The organism is Pseudomonas sp. BJP69 (genome assembly GCF_007633355.1).
Lineage (GTDB): Bacteria > Pseudomonadota > Gammaproteobacteria > Pseudomonadales > Pseudomonadaceae > Aquipseudomonas > Aquipseudomonas juntendi.
Window position 1 is genome coordinate 2294022 of the sequence record NZ_CP041933.1, and the last position, 19473, is coordinate 2313494.

The following is a 19473-nucleotide window of genomic DNA, read 5'->3' on the forward strand; positions in this document are numbered from 1 at the left end:
CTCCTTAGACAATGCCAGTGGCGTAGAACGTGGCAATTACCACGAACACTGCCAGGGTCTTGATCAGGGTAATACCGAAAATATCCTTGTAGGCTTCCCGGTGGGTCAGGCCGGTGACTGCCAGCAGGGTGATCACCGCGCCGTTGTGCGGCAGGGTGTCCATGCCGCCGCTGGCCATGGCCGCTACCCGGTGCAGCACCTCGAGCGGAATGTTGGCGGCATGGGCGGCGGCGATGAAGGTGTCACCCATGGCGGCCAGCGCAATACTCATGCCGCCCGAGGCAGAGCCGGTGATACCGGCCAACAGGGTGACGGTGATGGCTTCATTGACCAGGGGGTTGGGGATGCCGCGCAGGGCATCGGCCAGCACCAGGAAGCCTGGCAGCGAGGCGATCACTGCGCCAAAGCCATACTCCGAGGCCGTGTTCATGGCTGCCAGCAAGGCGCCGCCGACAGCACTTTTGGTGCCTTCGGCCAAACGGCTGCGGATGGCGCCGAAGGCACATGCCAGCACCATCAGGATGCCGACCAGCAATGCTGCCTGTACCGCCCAGATGGCGGTCAGCTTGGCCACGTCGCTGTTCACTGGGGCACTCATGCCGGGCAGTTGCAAGCTGTGGCTGGCGCCGTACCACTGCGGGATCCAGTGGGTGAACAGCAGGTTCATCACCCCCACCAGCATCAATGGGGATATCGCCAGCCAGGGGTTGGGCAACCTCAGGTCGGCAGCGGTTTCCGGTTCGTTGCGCAAGTCGGTGCCATACCCTTCACCGGCACGCTGGGCTTTGTTGCGCTGGCGCTGCAGGTAGGCCATGCCGGTGCAGAACACGAACAGTGTGCCGATCAGGCCCAGCCAGGGTGCGGCCCAGGCGGTGGTGTTGAAAAAGGTGCTGGGGATGATGTTCTGGATCTGCGGGGTACCGGGCAGGGCATCCATGGTGAATGAAAAGGCCCCCAAGGCAATGGTGGCCGGGATCAGCCGTTTGGGGATATTGCTCTGGCGGAACATCTCGGCCGCAAACGGGTATACCGCAAACACCACCACGAACAGCGAGACGCCGCCGTAGGTCAGCAACGCACAGACCAGCACGATCACCAGCATGGCCTGGCGGGTGCCGAGCAGGCGGATGGCAGCGGCCACGATCGAGCGGGAAAAGCCGGACAGCTCGATCAGTTTGCCGAACACCGCACCCAGCAGGAACACCGGGAAATACAGCTTGATGAAGCCCACCATTTTTTCCATGAAAACCCCGGTGAAGGCGGGGGCAACGGCGGACGGGTCAGTGAGCAGAACGGCGCCGAGGGCCGCGATAGGGGCGAACAGTATGACGCTGTAGCCGCGGTAGGCGGCCAGCATCAGCAGGGCCAGCGCGGCAAGGGCGATGAGCACGGTCATCGTGTTTCTCCTGGGTGAGTCTTGTTGTTATCGGTTTGCAGGAGAAAGCGGATATCGTGCCAATTTTTAACTTATTGATTTACATAGAGTTTTTATTTTTTGCAGTGTTTCAGTCTCTGTTTTGAGATTTTGTTGTTCAAGCGCACGCACCATCTCCTCCCAGATTTGCACGCTGCCTGCCTGCACAATCGAGCTTGTTCAGCTATCTCTAAAAAGAGACAAAAGTCTCTGCTCAGAGACCAAGCGCCACCATCTTCTTGTACAGGGTAGAGCGCCCCAGCCCCAGCGCCTTTGCCGCCTGCGGCACGTTGCCCGCATGGTCCGCCAACGCCCCGGCGATCAGTGAGCGCTCGAATGCCTCGCACGCCTCGCGGTAGGTCTGGCGCACCGGTGCCGCCGACAGCGGACTCAACGGCCCCAGCGCCGCACGCAAGTCTGCCACCCCCAGGCGTGGTTGATCGGCCAGCAAGGTCGCCCGCTCCAGCACGTTGCGCAGTTCACGGATATTCCCCGGCCAGGCATGGCGTGCCAGCAGTTGCTGCGCCTCGGTTTCCAGCTCGTATTGGCTGCCCAGCTCTGCCAGCACGGCCTCGCATAACGCCGGCAGGTCCTCCAGCCGCTGCCGCAGCGGGGGTACTTCGATCGGTAACACGTTCAGCCGGTAGTACAGGTCGGCGCGGAATGCGCCGCGGGCCATGGCCGCCTGCAGGTCGATGGACGTGGCCGCAATGATGCGCACGTCGCTGCGCAGCATCTGGTTCGACCCCACCGGCTCGTATTCCTTTTCCTGCAGCACCCGCAGCAGCTTGCTTTGCAAGGCCAGCGGCATGTCGCCGATTTCATCGAGGAACAATGTGCCGCCTTCGGCCAGTTGCAGCTTGCCGCTGCGGCCTTTGCGGTCCGCCCCGGTAAAGGCACCGGGCGCGGTGCCGAAGAACTCGGCCTCCAGCAGTGTTTCCGGGATGGCGGCGCTGTTGATGCTGACGAACGCTTTGTGGGCCCGGGCCGAGGCGGCGTGGATGGCGTGCGCCAGCAACTCCTTGCCCGTGCCCGTCTCGCCCAGCAACAGCACCGGCGAGTCACTGCCTGCACCGCGCCGCGCACGGCGCTTGGCTTCCAGGCTGGCAGCGCTGCTGCCAACGAACTGCGCAAAGCTGTACTTGGCCTGGCGGGCGCGCAGTTGCGAGCGGGTCGAGGCAAGCTCCTGCTGCATGCTCGAATAACGCTTGAGCAGCGGCGACAGGCTGCGCAACTGATCGAACAGGGCAAAACCGATGGCGCCGATCAGCGCGCCTTGGTCGTCGTGGATAGGCAGGCGCATGACCACCAACGGCTCGTTCGGCGTGTCCAGCATGTCCAGCAGGATAGGCCGGCCATTGCTCACCACCTCGCGCATCAGGCTACCGGGGATCACTGCTTCGCAGGGCTGGCCAATCGCACTGGCCGCGTCGGCCAGGCCAAAGCGCCGGGCATAGCGTTCGTTCATCCAGGCGATACGCGCCTGGCGGTCGACGATCACCGTACCCTCGCTGGACTGTTCGATGATCTCGAACAACGAACGGATCGCCAGTTGCCGAACGTGGGGGTAGTCCTTGAGGCTGTCGCTGTCGTGCATGGAAAAAGTCCTGAATACGTTGTTTGCCCGCGCCGGCACCTTGCCTGAAACGTCAGCCCTTCGGGTCAAACGCCTGCCGCAAGGCATCGCCGATGAACACCAGCAGCGACAAGATCAGCGCCAAGGCAAAGAACGCGGTAAAGCCCAGCCACGGTGCCTCCAGGTGTTGCTTGCCCTGGGTCACCAACTCCCCCAGCGAGGCGCTGCCCGCGGGCATGCCGAAACCGAGGAAGTCCAGCGCGGTCAGCGTGGTGATGGCCCCGGTGAGCATGAACGGCACGTAGGTCAGTGTGGCATTCAAGGCATTGGGCAAGATATGCCGAAGCATGACCTGGCTGTCTGGCAAACCCAGCGCCCGGGCTGCCTTGACGTATTCCAGGTTTCGCCCCCGCAGGAACTCGGCCCGCACCACGTCGACCAGGGTCAGCCATGAAAACAGCGCCATGATCCCCAGCAGCCACCAGAAATCCGGCTCGACGAACCCGCTGAGGATGATCAGCAGGTACAACACCGGCAGCCCGGACCATACCTCCAGCAGGCGCTGGCCGAACAGGTCGACCCAGCCGCCGTGGTAGCCCTGCAGGGCGCCTGCCGTCACCCCGATGACCACGCTGATCACGGTCAGGGCAAAGGCAAACAGCAAAGACACCCGCGTGCCATACAACACCCGGGCCAGCACATCACGGCCCTGGTCATCGGTACCCAGCCAGTTGCTGCTGCTCGGTGGGCTGGGCGTTGGGACCTGCAAGTCGTAGTTCGGGGTGTCGGCGCTGAACGGGATCGGTGCGAACAGCATCCAGCCGCCCTGGTCCTCGATCAGCTTGCGCACGTAGGCGCTGCGGTAGTCGGGCTGGAACGGCAACTGGCCGCCAAATTGCTGCTCGGTATAACGCTTGAGCGCCGGTACGTACAGTTCGCCCTGGTAGCCCAGCAGCAACGGCTTGTCGTTGGCCACCAGCTCGGCGCCCAGGCTCAGCGACAGCAGGGCGGCGAATACCCACAGCGAGACCCAGCCCAGGCGGTTGCGGCGAAAGCGTTGCAGGCGCCGGCGCGCCACAGGCGACAGCATCAGTGCGCCCTCGTGTCGAAGTCGATGCGTGGGTCCAGCAAGGTGTAGGCCACGTCGCCGATCAGGCGGATCAGCAGCCCTGCCAAGGTGAAGATGAACAATGTGCCGAAGACGATAGGGTAGTCGCGCGACACGGCGGCGTCGTAGCTCATGCGGCCCAGGCCATCCAGTGAGAAAATCACCTCGATCAGCAGCGAGCCGGCAAAGAACACGCTGATCAGTGCCTGTGGTAGCCCGGCCACCACCAGCAGCATGGCGTTGCGCAATACATGGCCGTAGAGCACCCGCCGCTCACTCAGGCCCTTGGCGCGGGCGGTGACCACGTACTGGCGCGAAATTTCGTCGAGGAAGGCATTTTTGGTCAGCAAGGTGAGGGTGGCGAACCCGCCGATCACCAGGGCGCCGACGGGCAGTACCAGGTGCCAGAAGTAGTCGGCCACCTTGCCGAGCAGGCTCAGCTCGTCGAAGTTGTCGGAAACCAGGCCACGCACCGGAAACCAGTTCAGCGAAGTGCCGCCGGCAAACACCACGATCAGCAACAGGGCGAACAGGAACGAGGGCAGGGCGTAGCCGACCACGATCAGTGCGCTGCTCCAGGCATCGAAGTGGCTGCCGTGGCGCACCGCCTTGCGAATGCCCAGGGGGATGGACACCAGGTAGGTGATCAGCGTGGCCCAAAAGCCCAGCGACAGGGTGACCGGCAGTTTGTCGAGGATCAGGTCGGTGACCTTGGCACCCCGGAAAAAACTGTTGCCGAAGTCCAGCCGGGCATACTGGCCCAGCATCAGCCAAAGGCGCTCGGGCGCTGACTTGTCGAAGCCGTACTGGCGCTTGATCTCTTCGATCAGTTTGGGGTCGAGCCCGCGGGTGGCGCGTGATTCACCGTGCACAACCTCCGAGCGCGCACCGGGGGCGCCACCGCCGATGCCTTGCAGGCGCGCCACGGCTTGTTCCACCGGGCCGCCTGGCGCGGCCTGCACGATGACGAAGTTGACCAGCAGAATCGCCAGCAAGGTCGGGATGATCAGCAGCAGGCGGCGCAACAGGTAGCGGGTCATGGGGCGGCGTTCCGGCGTATGGCCATCTGTTCATTGGTCAGCGCCGTTGGGTTGATCTCCCACCAGGTGTCCAGGCCTTCATCGTAGGTGGCCGGAACCTTGGGCAAGCCGAAGCGGTTCCACCAGACGGTAGAGCTGCCTGGCGGGTAGTAGTTGGGGATCCAGTAGTAATTCCACTGCAGCACCCGGTCCAGGGCGTGAGCGTGGCGCAGCATGTCGGCCTCGCTGGCAGCGCGTACCAGGCCGTCGATCAGGTGGTCGACGGCCGGGTCCTGCAGCACCATCAGGTTGTTCGAACCGGGGTCGTGGGCAGCGGCCGAGCCGAAGTAGTTGTACAGCTCGGCACCCGGTGAAAGCGTCACCGGGTAGCCGGTCACGACCATGTCGTAGTCACGGGCCATCAGCCGGTTGACGTACTGCGCCGAGTCGACGTTACGGATGTTCAGGGTAACGCCGATCTGTGCCAGGTTGCGCTTCCAGGGCAACAACAGGCGCTCCATGCCGGCCTGGCCGTTGAGGAAGGTGAACGCCAGTGGCTCACCTTCGCGGTTGACCAGGCGGTCGCCATCGGCATGCCAGCCGGCCTGCTGCAGCAGGGCCAGGGCTTGCAACTGCTGGGCGCGGATGATTCCCGAGCCATCAGTGACCGGTGCCGTGAACACGTGGTCGAAGACTTCCTGCGGCACCTGGCCACGCAGCGGTTCGAGCAGTCTCAGCTCGCCGGCATCGGGTAGCTGGCGGGCGGCCAGCGGTGTATTGGAAAACATGCTCTGCTGGCGGATGTACAGGTTGCGCATCATCTGCCGGTTGCTCCACTCGAAGTCCCAGAGCATGCCCAGTGCCTGACGCACACGGCGGTCCTTGAACTGCGGCCGGTCCAGGTTGAACACGAAGCCCTGGGCTACCTGCGGTTTGGCTGGGCCCAGGTGGGCCCGCTGCAGGCGACCGTCGTCCAGTGTGGCCCCGTTGTAACCCAGGATGTAGGCGGTTGCGGAGAACTCGCGGTTGTAATCGTAGCCCCCGCCCTTGAGCACCTGGCGCGCCACCTCGGTGTCGCCGAAGTACTCGATGCGCAGTTTGGCGAAATTGTAGCGGCCACGGCTGGCCGGCAGGTCACGGGCCCACCAGGTGGGGTCACGCTCGAAGGTGATGCTGCGGCCATTGTCGATCTGGCCGATGCGGTAGGGCCCACTGCCGACCGGTTTGTCGAAGCCGGCCCCGTTGGCGAAATCGCGTTGCTGCCAGTCGTGCTCGGGCAGCACGGGCAAGCTGGCCAGGTCCAGCGCCAGGGTACGGCCGTGCCCGGGCTTGAAGTCGAAGCGGATGCTGCGCGGGCCTTCCACGGTCACCGCGCTGACGTCGGCGAACTGGGTGCGGTAGGTCAGGCTGCCTTTGCTCATCAGCAGGTCGTAGGTGAAGCGCACGTCTTCGGCGCGCACCGGCTTGCCGTCGGCAAAGGTCGCCCGTGGGTCGATATCGAAACGCAGCCAGGCGTCATCCGGGCCACGCTCCATGCGCCGGGCGATCAGCCCATAGACGGTGTAGGGTTCGTCGAATGAGCGCACGGCCAGGGGTGCGAACAACAGGCCATCGACCTGGCTGACACCAATACCTTTGTCGATGTACGGCAGGATATGGTCGAACTGGCCAATCTCGATGGCCGAGCGGCGCAGCATGCCGCCCTTGGGGGCGCTGGGGTTCACATAGTCGAAATGCTGGAAACTGGCGCCGTAGCGGGGGGCTTCGCCGTACACCGTGAGGGCATGGGTGGGGGCGGCCAGGGTATCGAGGGCGAAACAAAGCAGCAACAGGCACCACAACCCATGCAGAAGCGGGTTACCCCGCGAATACGCCCGAGCATGCAGCCTCGTTGCCTGAGCTGACGTATTCGCGTGTGAACCCGCTGCCACCGGGGGCATGAACAGCTGTTGGCTGCTTAGTCCTGACGGCTGGTGACTTCCAGCAGGTGGTAGCCGAACTGGGTCTTTACCGGGCCTTGCACGGTATTCACAGGTGCGCTGAATACCACGGTGTCGAATTCCTTGACCATCTGGCCTGGGCCGAACGAACCCAGGTCACCGCCCTGGCGGCTGGACGGGCAGGTGGAGTTGGCTTTGGCGATTTCAGCGAAATCGGCACCGGCTTCGATCTGGGCTTTCAGTTCGTTGCACTTGTCTTCGCTGGCAACGAGGATGTGACGGGCGGTTGCACGGGCCATGGGTACTGCTCCTTGGGGTAAAAAGTGCAAGCCTAGCGCACTTGTCCGGGGTATGTCTCGCCAGGCTTGCAACCATCGGCTCACAGTTGTTGTGCGGCTTCGCGCAACAGCGTTTCGGTCGAGGCCCAACCCAGGCAGCCGTCGGTGATCGACACGCCGTACTTCAGGGCGCCCTTGCCCAGCGCCTGGCAACCGTCGAACAGGTGGCCTTCGATCATCACGCCCACCAGCGAGCGGTCGCCGCTCAGGCGTTGCGCCAGCACCTCATTGAACACCGCAGGCTGGCGCGCTGGGTCCTTGCCGCTGTTGGCATGGCTGCAATCGACCATGATCCGTGGCTGCAAGCCAGCCTTGGCCAGCGCCTGGCGGGCGAGGGCAATGCTAGGGGCATCGTAGTTGGGCCCTTTGTGGCCGCCGCGCAGTACCAGGTGGGTGTCGGGGTTGCCCAGGGTTTCGATGATCGCCGGGTGGCCTTGCGCGTCCAGGCCGAAGTGGCGGTGCGGGTGTGCAGCGCTGCGCATGGCGTCGCTGGCTACGGCAATACCACCGTCGGTGCCGTTCTTGAAGCCCACTGGCAGCGCCAGGCCGCTGACCATTTCGCGGTGGATCTGCGATTCGGTGGTACGCGCGCCTACCGCAGCCCAGGCCAGCAGGTCGTCGAAGTAGCCCGCGGCCAGCGGTTGCAGCAACTCGGTGGCGATGGGCAGGCCGCGCTCGATCATGCTCAGCATCAGCCCGCGAGACAGGGCGATGCCGGCATGCATGTCGTCGCTGCCATCCAGGTGCGGGTCATACGCCAGGCCTTTCCAGCCCACCGTGGTACGCGGTTTTTCGACGTAGGCGCGCATCACCAACAGCAGCTTGTCGTCGACGTCGCGGCTGAGGGCGGCCAGGCGGTCGGCGTATTCCAGCGCGGCGCGCGGGTCGTGGATCGAGCACGGGCCGACGATCACCAGCAGGCGCTGATCGTGGCCTTCGAGGATGTTGCGTATAGCCTGGCGGTGGGCATGTACTTGCTGGGCCAGGTCTGTGGCGAGCGGCATTTGCTGTTTAAGCAGGTGCGCACTGGGGAGGCGTTTGCTGACTGCGGTGTTGGCCGCTTGCGGCTGGGTCAGGGGCAGGGCGAGGCTGGAGGCGTGCATGGCATTTTTCCCTGGGCGGACGGCGGGGGCTGGCCCGCGCGGTCGGCCCTATCGAGGTGTTCGACAGATCGTTGAATTACTGTTGGCTGCTGCATTGCCACCTGTGCAAGACCGATCGGAGGCGGCTGGCTGGCCCGAGCGGGATTGGCTAAATCGCCAGGTGTAGGTGTCGGCGCAGTAATAAGTGGCGTAGTTCATGAAGCGGTCCTCAATGTGAATCAATGGTTTTTTTCAAAGGCCTGAAACCCAAAACCCCCGGTCGGGGAGCCGACCGGGGGTTTGAGTATTCTCATGTTCGGCGGCCCCTCGAAGGTGGGCGCCGTGCAGGTATCGGCGCCTAGTGGCTAAACCAATACCCGAAGTAATAGCTTGCTGGAGCTACGCAGCCGGCAACGGCCAGCACAGGGCGCGGTTGGCGACCGGTGTGGTTGGCGAGGTGGCGGATGTGTGTTGGCATGTTGCGCTCCAGTGAATGAGCCCGAGCTTACTGCAGTTCGGCTGGGCCATTCAATGGATAAATACTATGTGTCCAATCATTTATTTGTGTACTGAATGGTTAAACGGCCCTGTCAACGGCTGTCCTGATCTTCAGCGGTACCACCGCTGGCGCCGGCACCCGAGCCCGTAGCCTCGCCGGTGCTGTTGGAGCCGCCCGTGGCGCCATCGGCGGCATCGGTGCTGCTGCCGGTGTCGCTGCTGTCATTGCTTTTGCCGCTGCCAGGGGTGTTGACGCTGCTGCCCTCACCGGCAGTCTTGCCGCCAGATTGGTCGGTTTGTGGGTGGCTGTCGGTGTTGGTGGCCGTGGCGGCGAAGCTGGTGCCAGCGAGTGGGGTCAGCGCCAGTGCCAGGCACAGGGAGAGCGGGCGAATGCGGATCATGGGATATCTCCATCGTGGGGATGATCTGTCATTCGTTTGGCCTGGTGAGCCGGGCTGGGTGCCGTTCGGGCGACGAGCGGTAAGCGCAACAAGCGATGGGGGCCGCTGCGCCGGGCCGGCGATCAGCGAGGTTGCGCGTATTCCTGCAGCAGCTCGGGGCTGTTGAAGTTGCTCAAGCGGCGATCGTCTGCGCTGAACTCAAGTGCTTGCACCTTGGCGCGCAACAGGGCCTTCTGCAAGCTCCGCTCACCCTCGGCCCAGGCTTGCTCCAGCACCGGCAACAACTGGCGCGGCAGCACGCTGAACATCGGCTGCCAGTAGCCGCCCTGGTGCGCCATCGCGGCACTGTCATTGGCCGCAGCAACCCGCAGCAGGTCTTCGATCAGTGCGCGGTCGACCAGCGGTGCATCGCAGGCCAGCACCACCACCCATGCATGCCGCGCCACCTTGAGCCCGGCAATCACCCCCGCCAGCGGCCCGGGGAAGTCGTTGTCGGCATCGCCCACCAACTGGTCGGCATACACCCGGTAGGCCTGCTGGTTGCGGTTGCAGGAAATCACCAGGTCGTCAGTCAGGGGCCGCAGCACGCGATGGATTGCGGCCACCAGTGGCTCGCCCTGCCAGCTGATCAAGCCCTTGTCCCGGCCGCCCATGCGTTGCCCGCGGCCCCCCGCGAGGATCAGGGCAGAGCAGGTGAGCAATTGTTCAGTCATTGGCTAAAGTCCGAGGCAGGCACGAAGGCAACCCTCACACGCACGACAGCGGTTGTCCAGTGGACGTGAGCGCGGGGCCAGGGCACTGACATTTTTGCCAGTTGTGCCCGCCGCTGCTTCTCCCTTGAATAGGGCTGCAGCCTTGCCCGCGCAATGAGGGCAAGCCAGATTCCCAGGAGAAGGCAATTGAACAAAGCGCAACTTATTGAACAGGTAGCAGCGCGCGCCGAACTCAGCCAGGCGATGGCCAAAAAGGCAGTCGATGCCTTCATCGACGGGATCAAGGCGTCGCTGAGCACACACACGCCTGTCGCTTTGGTCGGTTTCGGCAGGTTCGAGACTGCCCGAAGGCCAGCGCGGGTCGGCAGGGACCCGCGGTCTGGCAAACCGCTGAACATTCCGGCGGCGATGACGGTCAAGTTTCGAGCTGGCAAAGCCCCCAAGGACGCCGTCAGATTCAACGGGGAGGCCGACGCCAAGACCAAACCCCGCAAGTGAACGCAGAAGGTCACTGGGGACCCTCATTCAGGGGCTGTCGTGCAGCGCCTCGCCGGCCGTTACGGTTTTGCGCGTGCCAGCCAGCCGCATCACGCTGACGAAGAACACCGGCACGAATACCACCGCCAACGTTGCGCTCAGCATGCCGCCGATAACCCCGGTGCCGATCGCCTGTTGGCTGGCCGAGCTGGCACCGCTGGCGATCGCCAAGGGCACCACGCCGAGGATGAACGCCAGCGATGTCATCACGATCGGCCGCAGGCGCAGGCGGGCGGCCTGTACGGCGGCATCGGCGGCGTCCACGCCTTGGTCGACCAGGTGCTTGGCGAACTCAATGATCAGAATGGCGTTCTTCGCCGACAGGCCAATCAAGGTGATCAGGCCGACCTTGAAGAACACGTCGTTGGGCATGCCCCGCAGGGTTACCGCCAGGACCGCACCCAGCACGCCGAGCGGCACTACCAGCAGCACTGCGGTGGGTATCGACCAGCTCTCGTACAGCGCAGCCAGGCACAGGAACACCACCAGCAGCGACAGCGCCATCAACATCGGCGCCTGGCTGCCGGACAGGCGTTCTTGCAGTGACAGGCCGGTCCATTCCAGGCCGGCACCGGCGGGCAGTTGCGCCACCAGGCGCTCGATTTCGGCCATGGCTTCGCCCGAGCTGTAGCCGGCGGCCGGTTCGCCGGAAATCGACACCGCCGGGTAGCCGTTATAACGCGTCAATTGCACCGGGCCGCTGACCCATTTGGCCTGGACGAACGCGGCCAACGGCACCATCTTGCCGCTGCTGTTGCGCACATGCATGTTCAGCAGGTCTTGCACCTGGCTGCGCTGGTCGCCTTCGGCCTGCACCACCACGCGCTGCATGCGGCCCTGGTTCGGGAAGTCGTTGACGTAGCTGGAGCCCACTGCCACGTCGAGTACCGAGCCAATATCGGCAAACGTCACGCCCAGGGCATTGGCCTGGCGGCGGTCGATCTCCAGCTGCACCTGCGGGCTTTCCGCCAGCGAGGCTTCGCGCACGTTGCTCAGTACCTTGCTCTTGCCGGCCTGCTCGAGCAGCTGGTCACGCGCCGCCATCAGCGCGCGGTGGCCCATGCCACCCCGGTCCTGCAGGCGGAACTCGAAGCCGGTCGACTCGCCAAGCCCGTCGATGGGCGGCGGCAGCACGGCGTAGGCCACCGCATCCTTGAGTTGCGTGAAGGCCTGGTTGGCGCGCTCGGCAATCGACTGGGCAGTGTGTTCGGCACCGCGCTCGGACCAGTCCTTGAGGGTGGTGAAGGCCAGCGCGGCGTTCTGCCCGCTGCCCGAGAAGCTGAAACCCAGGATCAGTGTGGTGTTGCCGACCCCCGGTTCTTCACTGTTGTGCGCCTCGATCTGGGCGGCCACCTGTTCGGTGCGCATGCGGCTGGCGCCCGGCGGCAGCTGGATGTCCGTAATGGTGTAGCCCTGGTCTTCGGTGGGCAGGAACGCCGTGGGCAGCTGGCTCAAGCCATAGCCCAATACCCCCAGCAGCAGCGCATACAGCGACAGGTAGCGCCCGCTGCGTTGCAGCGCTTGCATGACCCAGCGCTGGTAGCCATCGCTCATGCCCTCGAAACGGCGGTTGAACCAGCCGAAGAAACCCTTGCGTGGATGCTGTTCGCCCTTGGCCACAGGCTTGAGCAGCGTGGCGCACAGTGCCGGGGTCAGGCTGAGGGCGAGGAATGCCGAGAACAGGATCGATACCGCCATGGCGACCGAAAACTGTTGGTAGATCACACCCACCGACCCTTGCATGAAGGCCATGGGCAGGAACACCGCCACCAGTACCAGGGTGATGCCGATGATCGCGCCGCTGATTTGGCTCATGGCCTTGCGCGTGGCTTGCCGGGGCGGCAAGCCTTCTTCGGCCATGATGCGTTCGACGTTTTCCACCACCACGATGGCGTCATCGACCAGGATGCCGATGGCCAGCACCATGCCGAACAGGGTCAGCACGTTGATCGAGAAACCCAGCGCCAGCATTACGGCGAAGGTGCCCATCAGTGCCACCGGTACCACCAGGGTCGGGATCAGCGTGTAGCGCAGGTTCTGCAGGAACAGGAACATCACCGCGAACACCAGCAGCATGGCTTCGAACAGGGTACTGATGACCTGCTCGATCGACACCTTGACGAACGGCGAGGTGTCGTAGGGGATGTCGTACCTGACCCCCTCGGGGAAGTAGCGCGCCAGGTCCTGCAGTTTCGCCCGTACCAGGGTGGCGGTCTGCATGGCATTGGCGCCCGGTGCCAGTTGCACGCTGAAGGCCGTTGCCGGCTTGCCGTTCAAGCGGGTGCCGTACTGGTATTCCTGTGCGCCGACTTCCACCCTGGCGACATCGCCAAGGGTGACCACGGAGCCGTCGGGGTTGGCGCGCAGCACAATGGCGGCGAACGCTTCCGGCGTGCTCAGCTGGCCTTTGACCACCACGTTGGCCGTGATTTCCTGAGTGCTGCGGCTGGGCAGGTCGCCAATGCTTCCAGGGGCTACCTGGGCGTTCTGGCCGGCGATGGCGTCGGCCACGTCGTTGGGCGTGAGGTTGAAACCGACCAGTTTGCGCGGGTCGATCCAGATGCGCATGGCCCGTTCCGAGCCATACAGCTGGGCCTTGCCGACGCCTTTGAGGCGGCGTATTTCATCCATCACGTTACGCGCCAGAATGTCCGACAGGGCGGTTTCGTCGAGTTTGCCGTCTGTGGAGGTGAGGGTGGCCAGCAGCAGAAAGCCGGTGGACACCTTCTCGACCTGCAGGCCCTGCTGGGTGACCGGCCGCGGCAGGCGGGACTCGACCACCTTCAGGCGGTTCTGCACGTCGACCTGGGCCAGGTCCGGGTGGGTACCCGGGGCGAAGGTGGCGGTAATGGTGGCGCTGCCCAGGCTGCTCTGGGATTCGAAGTACAGCAGGTTGTCGGCGCCGTTGAGTTCCTGTTCGATCAGGCTGACCACGCTTTCGTCCATGGTGGCTGCCGAGGCGCCGGGGTATACGGCGTAGATCTCGACCTGCGGCGGTGCCACGTTAGGGTATTGGGCCACCGGCAGTTGCGGGATGGCCAGCGCGCCGGCCAGCAGTATGAACAGCGCGACCACCCAGGCGAATACCGGGCGGTCGATGAAGAATTGCGGCATGGGTCAGGCCCTCACTGGCCGTTGTGCTGTGCGATGGGCGGCGTTTGTGGGCTGGGGTCGACCTGCACCTGGTCGCCGGCCTTGACGTGCTGCAGGCCCTCGATGACCACGCGCTCACCAGCGGCCAGGCCGGCGCTGACGATCCAGCGGTCGCCCAGGGTATTGCCCAGCACCACCTCGCGCTCGCTCACCCGCGCCTGCGGGTCGACCACCAGTACCTTGGGCTCCCCGGCGCTGTCACGCAGAATGGCGCGCTGCGGCACACTCAGGCCGTGGGGTTGCACGGCCTGCTCGAGGCGCACGCGCACGTAGCTGCCGGGCAACAGGTCCAGGTCCGGGTTGGGGAACTCGCTGCGCAGGGTGATCTGGTTGGTGCTGGGGTCGACGCTGATGTCGGAGAACAGCAATTTGCCCGGCAGTGGGTAGGCGCTGCCGTCGTCCTGGATCAGCGTCGCCCGGGCCTGACCGTCGCCCACCTGCTGCAGCTCGCCCGCGCGCAAGGCGCGGCGCAGGGCATTGAGCTCGCGGGTGGATTGGGTGACATCGGCGTGGATCGGGTCCAGTTGCTGAATGGTCGCCAGCGGGGTGCTCTCGTTTTGCCCGACCAGCGCGCCTTCTGTGACCTGGGCACGGCCAATTCGCCCGGAGATGGGCGCGGTGACCGTGGCATAGCCGAGGTTGAGGCGTGCGCGCGCCAGTGCCGCCTTGGCTTCGGCTACGGCGGCATCGGCCTGCAGCAGGCTGGCCTTGGCATTGTCGTATTCCTGGCGGCTGACCGCCTTGTCGTCGACCAGCTGGCGGTAGCGCTGCTCTTGCAGGCGGGCCTGGTAGCGAGTGGCTTCGGCCTTGGCCAAGGTTGCGCGGGCACTGTCGTGGTCGGCTTTGAACGGCGCCGGGTCGATCAGGAACAGCACATCGCCTTGCCTGACGTCACTGCCTTCGCGGTACACCCGCTTGAGCACAACGCCGGCGACCCGCGCGCGCACTTCTGCGGTACGCGGGGCCAGGATGCGGCCACTGAGTTCGCTGCTGATGGCCAAGGGCTGCAGTTGCAGGGTTTCCACCCGTACTTGCGGGGTGGGCGCCTGTTCGTCTTGCTCGGCGCTGTTGCCGCAGCCGGCCAGGGACAGGCTCAGAAACGCCAGAAGCGCCACTGGGCGCAGGCGAAGGGAGAGGGTAGTAGGCATACGGATCTTCCGATGATGACGGGGTATATGCTACGGCAGGCATTGCTGGGCGGCTGTTAATACCTGTAGGGCGAGTGTGAAAAAATGTAAAGAACAAGCCTGTGGTGTTGCAGTGTTCTATATCCTGAGTATTCCTGTGCCGGCTTTTTCGCGGGCTTGCCCGCTCCCACAAGGACCGCACAGTATCTGAAATCTGTGCTGTACCTGTGGGAGCGGGCAAGCCCGCGAAGAGGCCGGCAAGGCCCAACACAACCTAGATTCCCAAGCACCTATGCCGAATATTCTCCTGGTCGAAGACGACAGCGCCCTGTCCGAGTTGATCGCCAGCTACCTGCAACGCAACGACTTCCACGTCCAGGTGATCGCCCGCGGCGATCATGTTCTGGACGAGTACCGCCGGCAAAAGCCCGATCTGGTCATTCTCGACCTGATGCTGCCGGGCCTCGATGGCCTGCAGGTCTGCCGCCTGTTGCGCCAGGAATCGCAAGGCTTGCCGATCCTGATGCTGACCGCCCGTGACGACAGCCACGACCAGGTACTGGGCCTGGAAATGGGTGCCGACGACTATGTGAGCAAACCCTGCGAGCCCCGTGTGCTGCTGGCGCGGGTGCGTACCTTGCTGCGCCGCAGCAGTGTCAACGAGCCACGGCTGGACCACGACCTGATCGTGATCGGCGGCCTGCGCATCGACCTGGCCGAACGCACGGTCAGCTGGCGCGGCGACGAAGTGGAGTTGTCCAGCGGCGAGTACAACCTGTTGGTGGTGCTGGCGCGCAACGCCGGCGAAGTGCTGAACCGCGACCGCATCCTGCAGCAACTGCGGGGCATCGAATTCAATGGCACCGACCGCTCGGTGGACGTGGCCATTTCCAAGCTGCGGCGCAAGTTCGACGACAACGCCGGTGAAGCGCGCAAGATCAAGACCGTATGGGGCAAGGGCTATCTGTTCAGCCGCGTCGAGTGGGAGTGCTGACCGGCCATGCTCAAGATCCTGGTGCGGCTGTACCTGGTGATCATCATTGCCTATGCCGGTGCGCTGCTGCTTATCCCCGACAGTATCGTCGGCCTGTTCCATGATCGGTTCATGGCCTACAACCTGGACCAGGCCAAGGGTGTGCAGTCGATGGTCGTGCGCCAGTTCCGCCAGGCGCCGCGCGAGCAGTGGCCAGCGGTAGCGCAGGAGCTGGCGGGTGATTTCGCACCGCTGCAACTGCGGCTGTTGCCCATGGACCAGGCGGGCCTGAGCGACCAGGAGCAGGCGCGCCTGGCGCAGGGGCTGCACGCGGTACGCATTGGCGAGTGGGGCTATTACGAAACCGTGCTGGCCCCCTTGGACAAACAGTGGCTGGTAGAGCTGCATTCGCCGCCCGACCCGTTCGACATCAACGTATTGTCCTGGGGGGTGACCGTCTTGATCGGTGCCGCCATGCTCGGCTGCCTGCTGCTGTGGGTGTGGCCGCACTGGCGGGACCTGGAGCGCCTGAAGGAAACCGCACGGCGCCTGGGCCAGGGGCACATGGCCGAGCGTACGCACATCTCGCCGCACTCCAACATCGGTGAACTGGCCGGGGTGTTCGATACCATGGCCAGCGACCTTGAGCGGCACGTCAACCAGCAACGCGAGCTGCTCAATGCGGTGTCGCACGAGCTGCGTACGCCGTTGACCCGGCTCGACTTCGGCCTGGTGCTGTTGTTCGACGAAGTGCCGCCAGCCAGCCGCAAGCGCTTGCTGGAACTGGTTGGCCATGTGCGCGAGCTGGATGAGCTGGTGCTGGAATTGTTGTCTTACAGCCGGCTGTACAACGCCGACCAGGCCCGCGAGCGGGTCGAGGTGTCGTTGCTGGAACTGGTCGACAGCGTGCTGGGGGGGTTCGCCGAGGAGCTCGATGGCCGTGGCATCCAGTGGGAAGTTCGCGCCGAAGGCGAGCTACCCCGCTTTGTGCTGGACCCGCGGCTCACCGCCAGGGCCGTGCAGAACCTGGTGCGCAATGCCATGCGTTACTGTGACCAGAGCCTGTTGCTGCGCTTGTGCCTGGACCAGGACGGCGCGTGCCTGTTGACGGTGGAAGACGACGGTATCGGCATTCCGGTAGCGGAGCGGGAGCGGATCTTCCAGCCGTTCTACCGGCTGGACCGCAGCCGTGACCGGAACACCGGTGGTTTTGGCCTGGGCTTGGCGATCAGCCGGCGTGCGGTCGAGGGCCAGGGCGGTACGTTGACTGTCGCACAGTCGGCGCTGGGCGGGGCGCAGTTCCGCATCCGCTTGCCTGCCCGTTAGCAGGCGGCAGGGGCGTACAGGCTTTTTCTTCTCGGCCAGTTCTTGTAGGTTTACAGTTCTTCAAGCCAGGGAGCTGAACATGCAAGGCAAGGCACGCAAGATCGTTCAGGCCATTCTTTACGAGGCCATCGCCGTCGCCTGCGTGGCCCCGGCACTGGCGTTGGCGTTCGGCGCCGGCATGGCGCAATCCACAGTGCTGTCGGTGCTGATGTCAGGCATCGCCATGAGCTGGAACATGGGTTACAACTGGGTGTTCGAGCGCTGGGAGGCGCGCCAGCAGCGGCGTGAACGTACGTTCACCCGGCGCCTGCTGCACGCCCTGGGCTTCGAGGGTGGGTTGGTGCTGATCCTGCTGCCGCTGGTGGCCTACTGGCTGAACGTCAGTCTGTGGGCGGCGCTGCTCACCAACCTGGCATTGTTCGTGTTCTTCTTCGTGTACGCCTTCGTGTTCCAGTGGGGCTTCGACAAAGTGTTCGATGTGCCGCTGTCGGCGCAGCAAGCCAAGTGTTGACGTGGGCCTGCGCGGCAAGCTAAGTTCCTGGTCTATGAACACTTACCCGCACGTGAACGCCATTATTATTACCGCCATTATCAGCTTGGCGGGCTAGCGCGTACGTGCACCGAACCCGCCCTGGAGGCGGGTTTTTTCTCTCTGACTCCTGGGCAACGTAAAAACGCCAAGGAGTCATCGATGACCAGCTTCAGCACACCCCGTACCCCAGCAACCCCCCAGCAACTGCTGTCGGAGCATGTGCGGCGCATTCTTGCCGCGCCGGTGTACGACCTGGCTATCGAAACGCCGCTGCAAGCTGCCCCGGCCTTGTCTGCCCGCCTGGGTAACCAGGTGTTGCTCAAGCGTGAAGACCTGCAGCCGACTTTCTCGTTCAAGATCCGCGGTGCCTACACCCGCCTGTCGCGGCTTGGCACCGCGCAACGCGAGCGCGGGGTCATCACGGCGTCGGCGGGCAACCATGCCCAGGGCGTGGCCCTGGCAGCTGCGCACCTGGGCATGAAGGCCACCATTGTCATGCCCACCACCACACCGTCGTTGAAGGTGGAGGGGGTGCGCTCACGCGGTGGCCATGTGGTGTTGCACGGCGAGAGCTTCCCGCATGCCCTGGCCCATGCCTTGAAACTAGCCGACCAGGCCGGCGCCACCTTCGTGCCGCCGTTCGATGACCCCGATGTCATCGCTGGCCAGGGTACGGTGGCCATGGAAATACTGCGCCAGCACCCGGGTGCGCTGGACGCCATCTTCGTGCCGGTGGGCGGCGGTGGCCTGATCGCCGGTATCGCCGCCTACGTGAAGTACCTGCGCCCCGAAGTGAAGGTGATTGGCGTCGAGCCGGACGACTCCAATTGCCTGCAAGCGGCTATGGCTGCGGGGGAGCGGGTGGTCCTGCCGCAGGTGGGCAGCTTTGCCGATGGGGTGGCGGTGGCGCAGGTCGGCGCGCATTGTTTCGAGTTGTGCCGGCATTTCGTCGACGAGGTGCTGACGGTGAGCAGTGACGAACTGTGCGCAGCGATCAAGGATATCTACGATGACACCCGTTCCATCACCGAGCCTTCCGGCGCATTGGCGGTGGCCGGGATCAAGCAGTATGTGGCGCAGCACGGCGCACAAGGGCAGACCCTGGTGGCGATCGATTCCGGCGCCAACGTCAACTTCGACCGTTTGCGCCATGTGGCCGAGCGCGCCGAACTGGGCGAGCAGCGCGAGGCAATCATTGCAGTGACCATCCCGGAGCAACCCGGCAGCTTCCGGGCGTTCTGCCAGGCACTGGGCAAACGCCAGATCACCGAGTTCAACTACCGCTACTACCCCGGCCAGCAGGCGCGCCTGTTCGTCGGGGTGCAGACCCACCCGGTGCACGACCCGCGCAAGCAACTGCTGGCCAGCCTGGCTGGGCAGGGTTACGCCGTACAGGACCTGACCGACAACGAGTTGGCCAAGTTGCATGTGCGCCATACCGTGGGCGGTCATGCCGCCCCGGGGGCTACTGAGCGGGTGCTGCGCTTCGAGTTCCCGGAACGGCCAGGGGCGTTGCTGGGTTTTCTGGAGCGCTTGGGCAAGCACTGGAACATCAGCCTGTTCCATTACCGCAACCATGGCGCGGCCCAGGCCCGGGTGCTCGCCGCCCTGGAAGTGCCAGCGCAAGAGCTGGCGGGCTTGCCAATGGCGCTGGATGCCATGGGCTACCAGTACTGGGATGAGACCGACAACCCGGCCTACACACTGTTCCTGGGCTGAGCCGGGGTTGGCGGGTC

16 protein-coding genes are annotated in these 19473 nt (G+C 64.5%); 5 read left to right on the forward strand and 11 right to left on the reverse strand.

Translation table 11 applies throughout. The features are described from left to right. Window positions 1–4: 4 nt before the first annotated feature. From FPB55_RS10600 to mobA, 9 genes are all read right to left on the reverse strand, one after another. Window positions 5–1396: a GntP family permease gene (locus tag FPB55_RS10600; RefSeq protein WP_009686639.1), complete on the reverse strand. Its 1392-nt coding sequence runs from the start codon at window positions 1394–1396 to the stop codon at window positions 5–7. Window positions 1397–1628: 232 nt separating this feature from the next. Next, window positions 1629–3011, reverse strand: coding sequence for a sigma 54-interacting transcriptional regulator (locus FPB55_RS10605; RefSeq protein ID WP_110678397.1), 1383 nt, complete (start codon window positions 3009–3011; stop codon window positions 1629–1631). Between the two features lie 52 nt (window positions 3012–3063). Further along, on the reverse strand, window positions 3064–4080 hold the full coding sequence (locus FPB55_RS10610) for an ABC transporter permease (protein WP_009686642.1): 1017 nt from the start codon (window positions 4078–4080) through the stop codon (window positions 3064–3066). Then, complete coding sequence (gene yejB / locus FPB55_RS10615; RefSeq protein ID WP_125854695.1) at window positions 4080–5138, reverse strand: microcin C ABC transporter permease YejB; 1059 nt, start codon at window positions 5136–5138, stop codon at window positions 4080–4082. Before yejB ends, FPB55_RS10610 begins: the two co-directional genes overlap by 1 nt. Further along, window positions 5135–7057 (reverse strand): extracellular solute-binding protein, encoded by a 1923-nt coding sequence (locus FPB55_RS10620; protein ID WP_238706630.1) that lies wholly within the window; start codon window positions 7055–7057, stop codon window positions 5135–5137. Before FPB55_RS10620 ends, yejB begins: the two co-directional genes overlap by 4 nt. 17 nt (window positions 7058–7074) lie before the next feature. After that, window positions 7075–7356: a peptidylprolyl isomerase gene (locus FPB55_RS10625; protein ID WP_009686645.1), complete on the reverse strand. Its 282-nt coding sequence runs from the start codon at window positions 7354–7356 to the stop codon at window positions 7075–7077. An 80-nt stretch (window positions 7357–7436) separates the two neighbouring features. Further along, the gene (locus tag FPB55_RS10630; RefSeq protein WP_009686646.1) at window positions 7437–8498 is read right to left on the reverse strand and encodes a 3-deoxy-7-phosphoheptulonate synthase; all 1062 of its coding nucleotides are present in this window, start codon (window positions 8496–8498) and stop codon (window positions 7437–7439) included. Between the two features lie 569 nt (window positions 8499–9067). Next, window positions 9068–9376: a hypothetical protein gene (locus tag FPB55_RS10635; RefSeq protein ID WP_029884859.1), complete on the reverse strand. Its 309-nt coding sequence runs from the start codon at window positions 9374–9376 to the stop codon at window positions 9068–9070. 122 nt (window positions 9377–9498) lie between these two features. Then, window positions 9499–10089 (reverse strand): molybdenum cofactor guanylyltransferase MobA, encoded by a 591-nt coding sequence (gene mobA, locus FPB55_RS10640; protein ID WP_054912370.1) that lies wholly within the window; start codon window positions 10087–10089, stop codon window positions 9499–9501. Between the two features lie 186 nt (window positions 10090–10275). Here mobA and FPB55_RS10645 point away from each other — a divergent pair, with 186 nt between their 5' ends. After that, entirely contained in the window at window positions 10276–10587 is a 312-nt protein-coding gene (locus tag FPB55_RS10645) for an HU family DNA-binding protein (RefSeq protein WP_115294013.1), read from the forward strand. A 27-nt stretch (window positions 10588–10614) separates the two neighbouring features. On the opposite strand, the gene FPB55_RS10650 is transcribed toward FPB55_RS10645, so the two are convergent. Together FPB55_RS10650 and FPB55_RS10655 are read right to left on the reverse strand one after the other, a co-directional pair. Beyond that, entirely contained in the window at window positions 10615–13740 is a 3126-nt protein-coding gene (locus FPB55_RS10650) for an efflux RND transporter permease subunit (RefSeq protein ID WP_144188131.1), read from the reverse strand. A gap of 11 nt (window positions 13741–13751) precedes the next feature. Beyond that, a complete protein-coding gene (locus FPB55_RS10655) occupies window positions 13752–14927 on the reverse strand; it encodes an efflux RND transporter periplasmic adaptor subunit (protein ID WP_125854692.1) in 1176 nt (391 codons plus the stop codon). A gap of 271 nt (window positions 14928–15198) precedes the next feature. On the opposite strand from FPB55_RS10655, the gene FPB55_RS10660 reads away from it, so the two are divergent. The 4 genes from FPB55_RS10660 to ilvA all read left to right on the forward strand — a co-directional run bounded on the left by FPB55_RS10660 (window position 15199) and on the right by ilvA (window position 19456). After that, entirely contained in the window at window positions 15199–15900 is a 702-nt protein-coding gene (locus FPB55_RS10660) for a response regulator transcription factor (RefSeq protein ID WP_009686653.1), read from the forward strand. A gap of 6 nt (window positions 15901–15906) precedes the next feature. After that, window positions 15907–17205 (forward strand): ATP-binding protein, encoded by a 1299-nt coding sequence (locus FPB55_RS10665; protein WP_125854691.1) that lies wholly within the window; start codon window positions 15907–15909, stop codon window positions 17203–17205. 79 nt (window positions 17206–17284) lie between these two features. Then, complete coding sequence (locus FPB55_RS10670) at window positions 17285–17716, forward strand: PACE efflux transporter (RefSeq protein WP_009686655.1); 432 nt, start codon at window positions 17285–17287, stop codon at window positions 17714–17716. A 180-nt stretch (window positions 17717–17896) separates the two neighbouring features. Next, window positions 17897–19456 carry a threonine ammonia-lyase, biosynthetic gene (gene ilvA, locus FPB55_RS10675; RefSeq protein WP_115294016.1) on the forward strand — a complete coding sequence of 520 codons (1560 nt, stop codon included), beginning with the start codon at window positions 17897–17899 and terminating at the stop codon, window positions 19454–19456. The last annotated feature ends 17 nt before the right edge of the window (window positions 19457–19473 follow it).

Excerpts from the sequence above, each read along its gene's own strand:
- FPB55_RS10600 (WP_009686639.1), bottom strand. The coding sequence starts at position 1,396 with ATGACCGTGCTCATCGCCCTTGCCGCGCTGGCCCTGCTGATGCTGGCC.
- FPB55_RS10605 (WP_110678397.1), bottom strand. The coding sequence starts at position 3,011 with ATGCACGACAGCGACAGCCTCAAGGACTACCCCCACGTTCGGCAACTG.
- FPB55_RS10610 (WP_009686642.1), bottom strand. The coding sequence starts at position 4,080 with ATGCTGTCGCCTGTGGCGCGCCGGCGCCTGCAACGCTTTCGCCGCAAC.
- yejB (WP_125854695.1), bottom strand. The coding sequence starts at position 5,138 with ATGACCCGCTACCTGTTGCGCCGCCTGCTGCTGATCATCCCGACCTTG.
- FPB55_RS10620 (WP_238706630.1), bottom strand. The coding sequence starts at position 7,057 with ATGCCCCCGGTGGCAGCGGGTTCACACGCGAATACGTCAGCTCAGGCA.
- FPB55_RS10625 (WP_009686645.1), bottom strand. The coding sequence starts at position 7,356 with ATGGCCCGTGCAACCGCCCGTCACATCCTCGTTGCCAGCGAAGACAAG.
- FPB55_RS10630 (WP_009686646.1), bottom strand. The coding sequence starts at position 8,498 with ATGCACGCCTCCAGCCTCGCCCTGCCCCTGACCCAGCCGCAAGCGGCC.
- FPB55_RS10635 (WP_029884859.1), bottom strand. The coding sequence starts at position 9,376 with ATGATCCGCATTCGCCCGCTCTCCCTGTGCCTGGCACTGGCGCTGACC.
- mobA (WP_054912370.1), bottom strand. The coding sequence starts at position 10,089 with ATGACTGAACAATTGCTCACCTGCTCTGCCCTGATCCTCGCGGGGGGC.
- FPB55_RS10650 (WP_144188131.1), bottom strand. The coding sequence starts at position 13,740 with ATGCCGCAATTCTTCATCGACCGCCCGGTATTCGCCTGGGTGGTCGCG.
- FPB55_RS10655 (WP_125854692.1), bottom strand. The coding sequence starts at position 14,927 with ATGCCTACTACCCTCTCCCTTCGCCTGCGCCCAGTGGCGCTTCTGGCG.
- FPB55_RS10660 (WP_009686653.1), top strand. The coding sequence starts at position 15,199 with ATGCCGAATATTCTCCTGGTCGAAGACGACAGCGCCCTGTCCGAGTTG.
- FPB55_RS10665 (WP_125854691.1), top strand. The coding sequence starts at position 15,907 with ATGCTCAAGATCCTGGTGCGGCTGTACCTGGTGATCATCATTGCCTAT.
- FPB55_RS10670 (WP_009686655.1), top strand. The coding sequence starts at position 17,285 with ATGCAAGGCAAGGCACGCAAGATCGTTCAGGCCATTCTTTACGAGGCC.
- ilvA (WP_115294016.1), top strand. The coding sequence starts at position 17,897 with ATGACCAGCTTCAGCACACCCCGTACCCCAGCAACCCCCCAGCAACTG.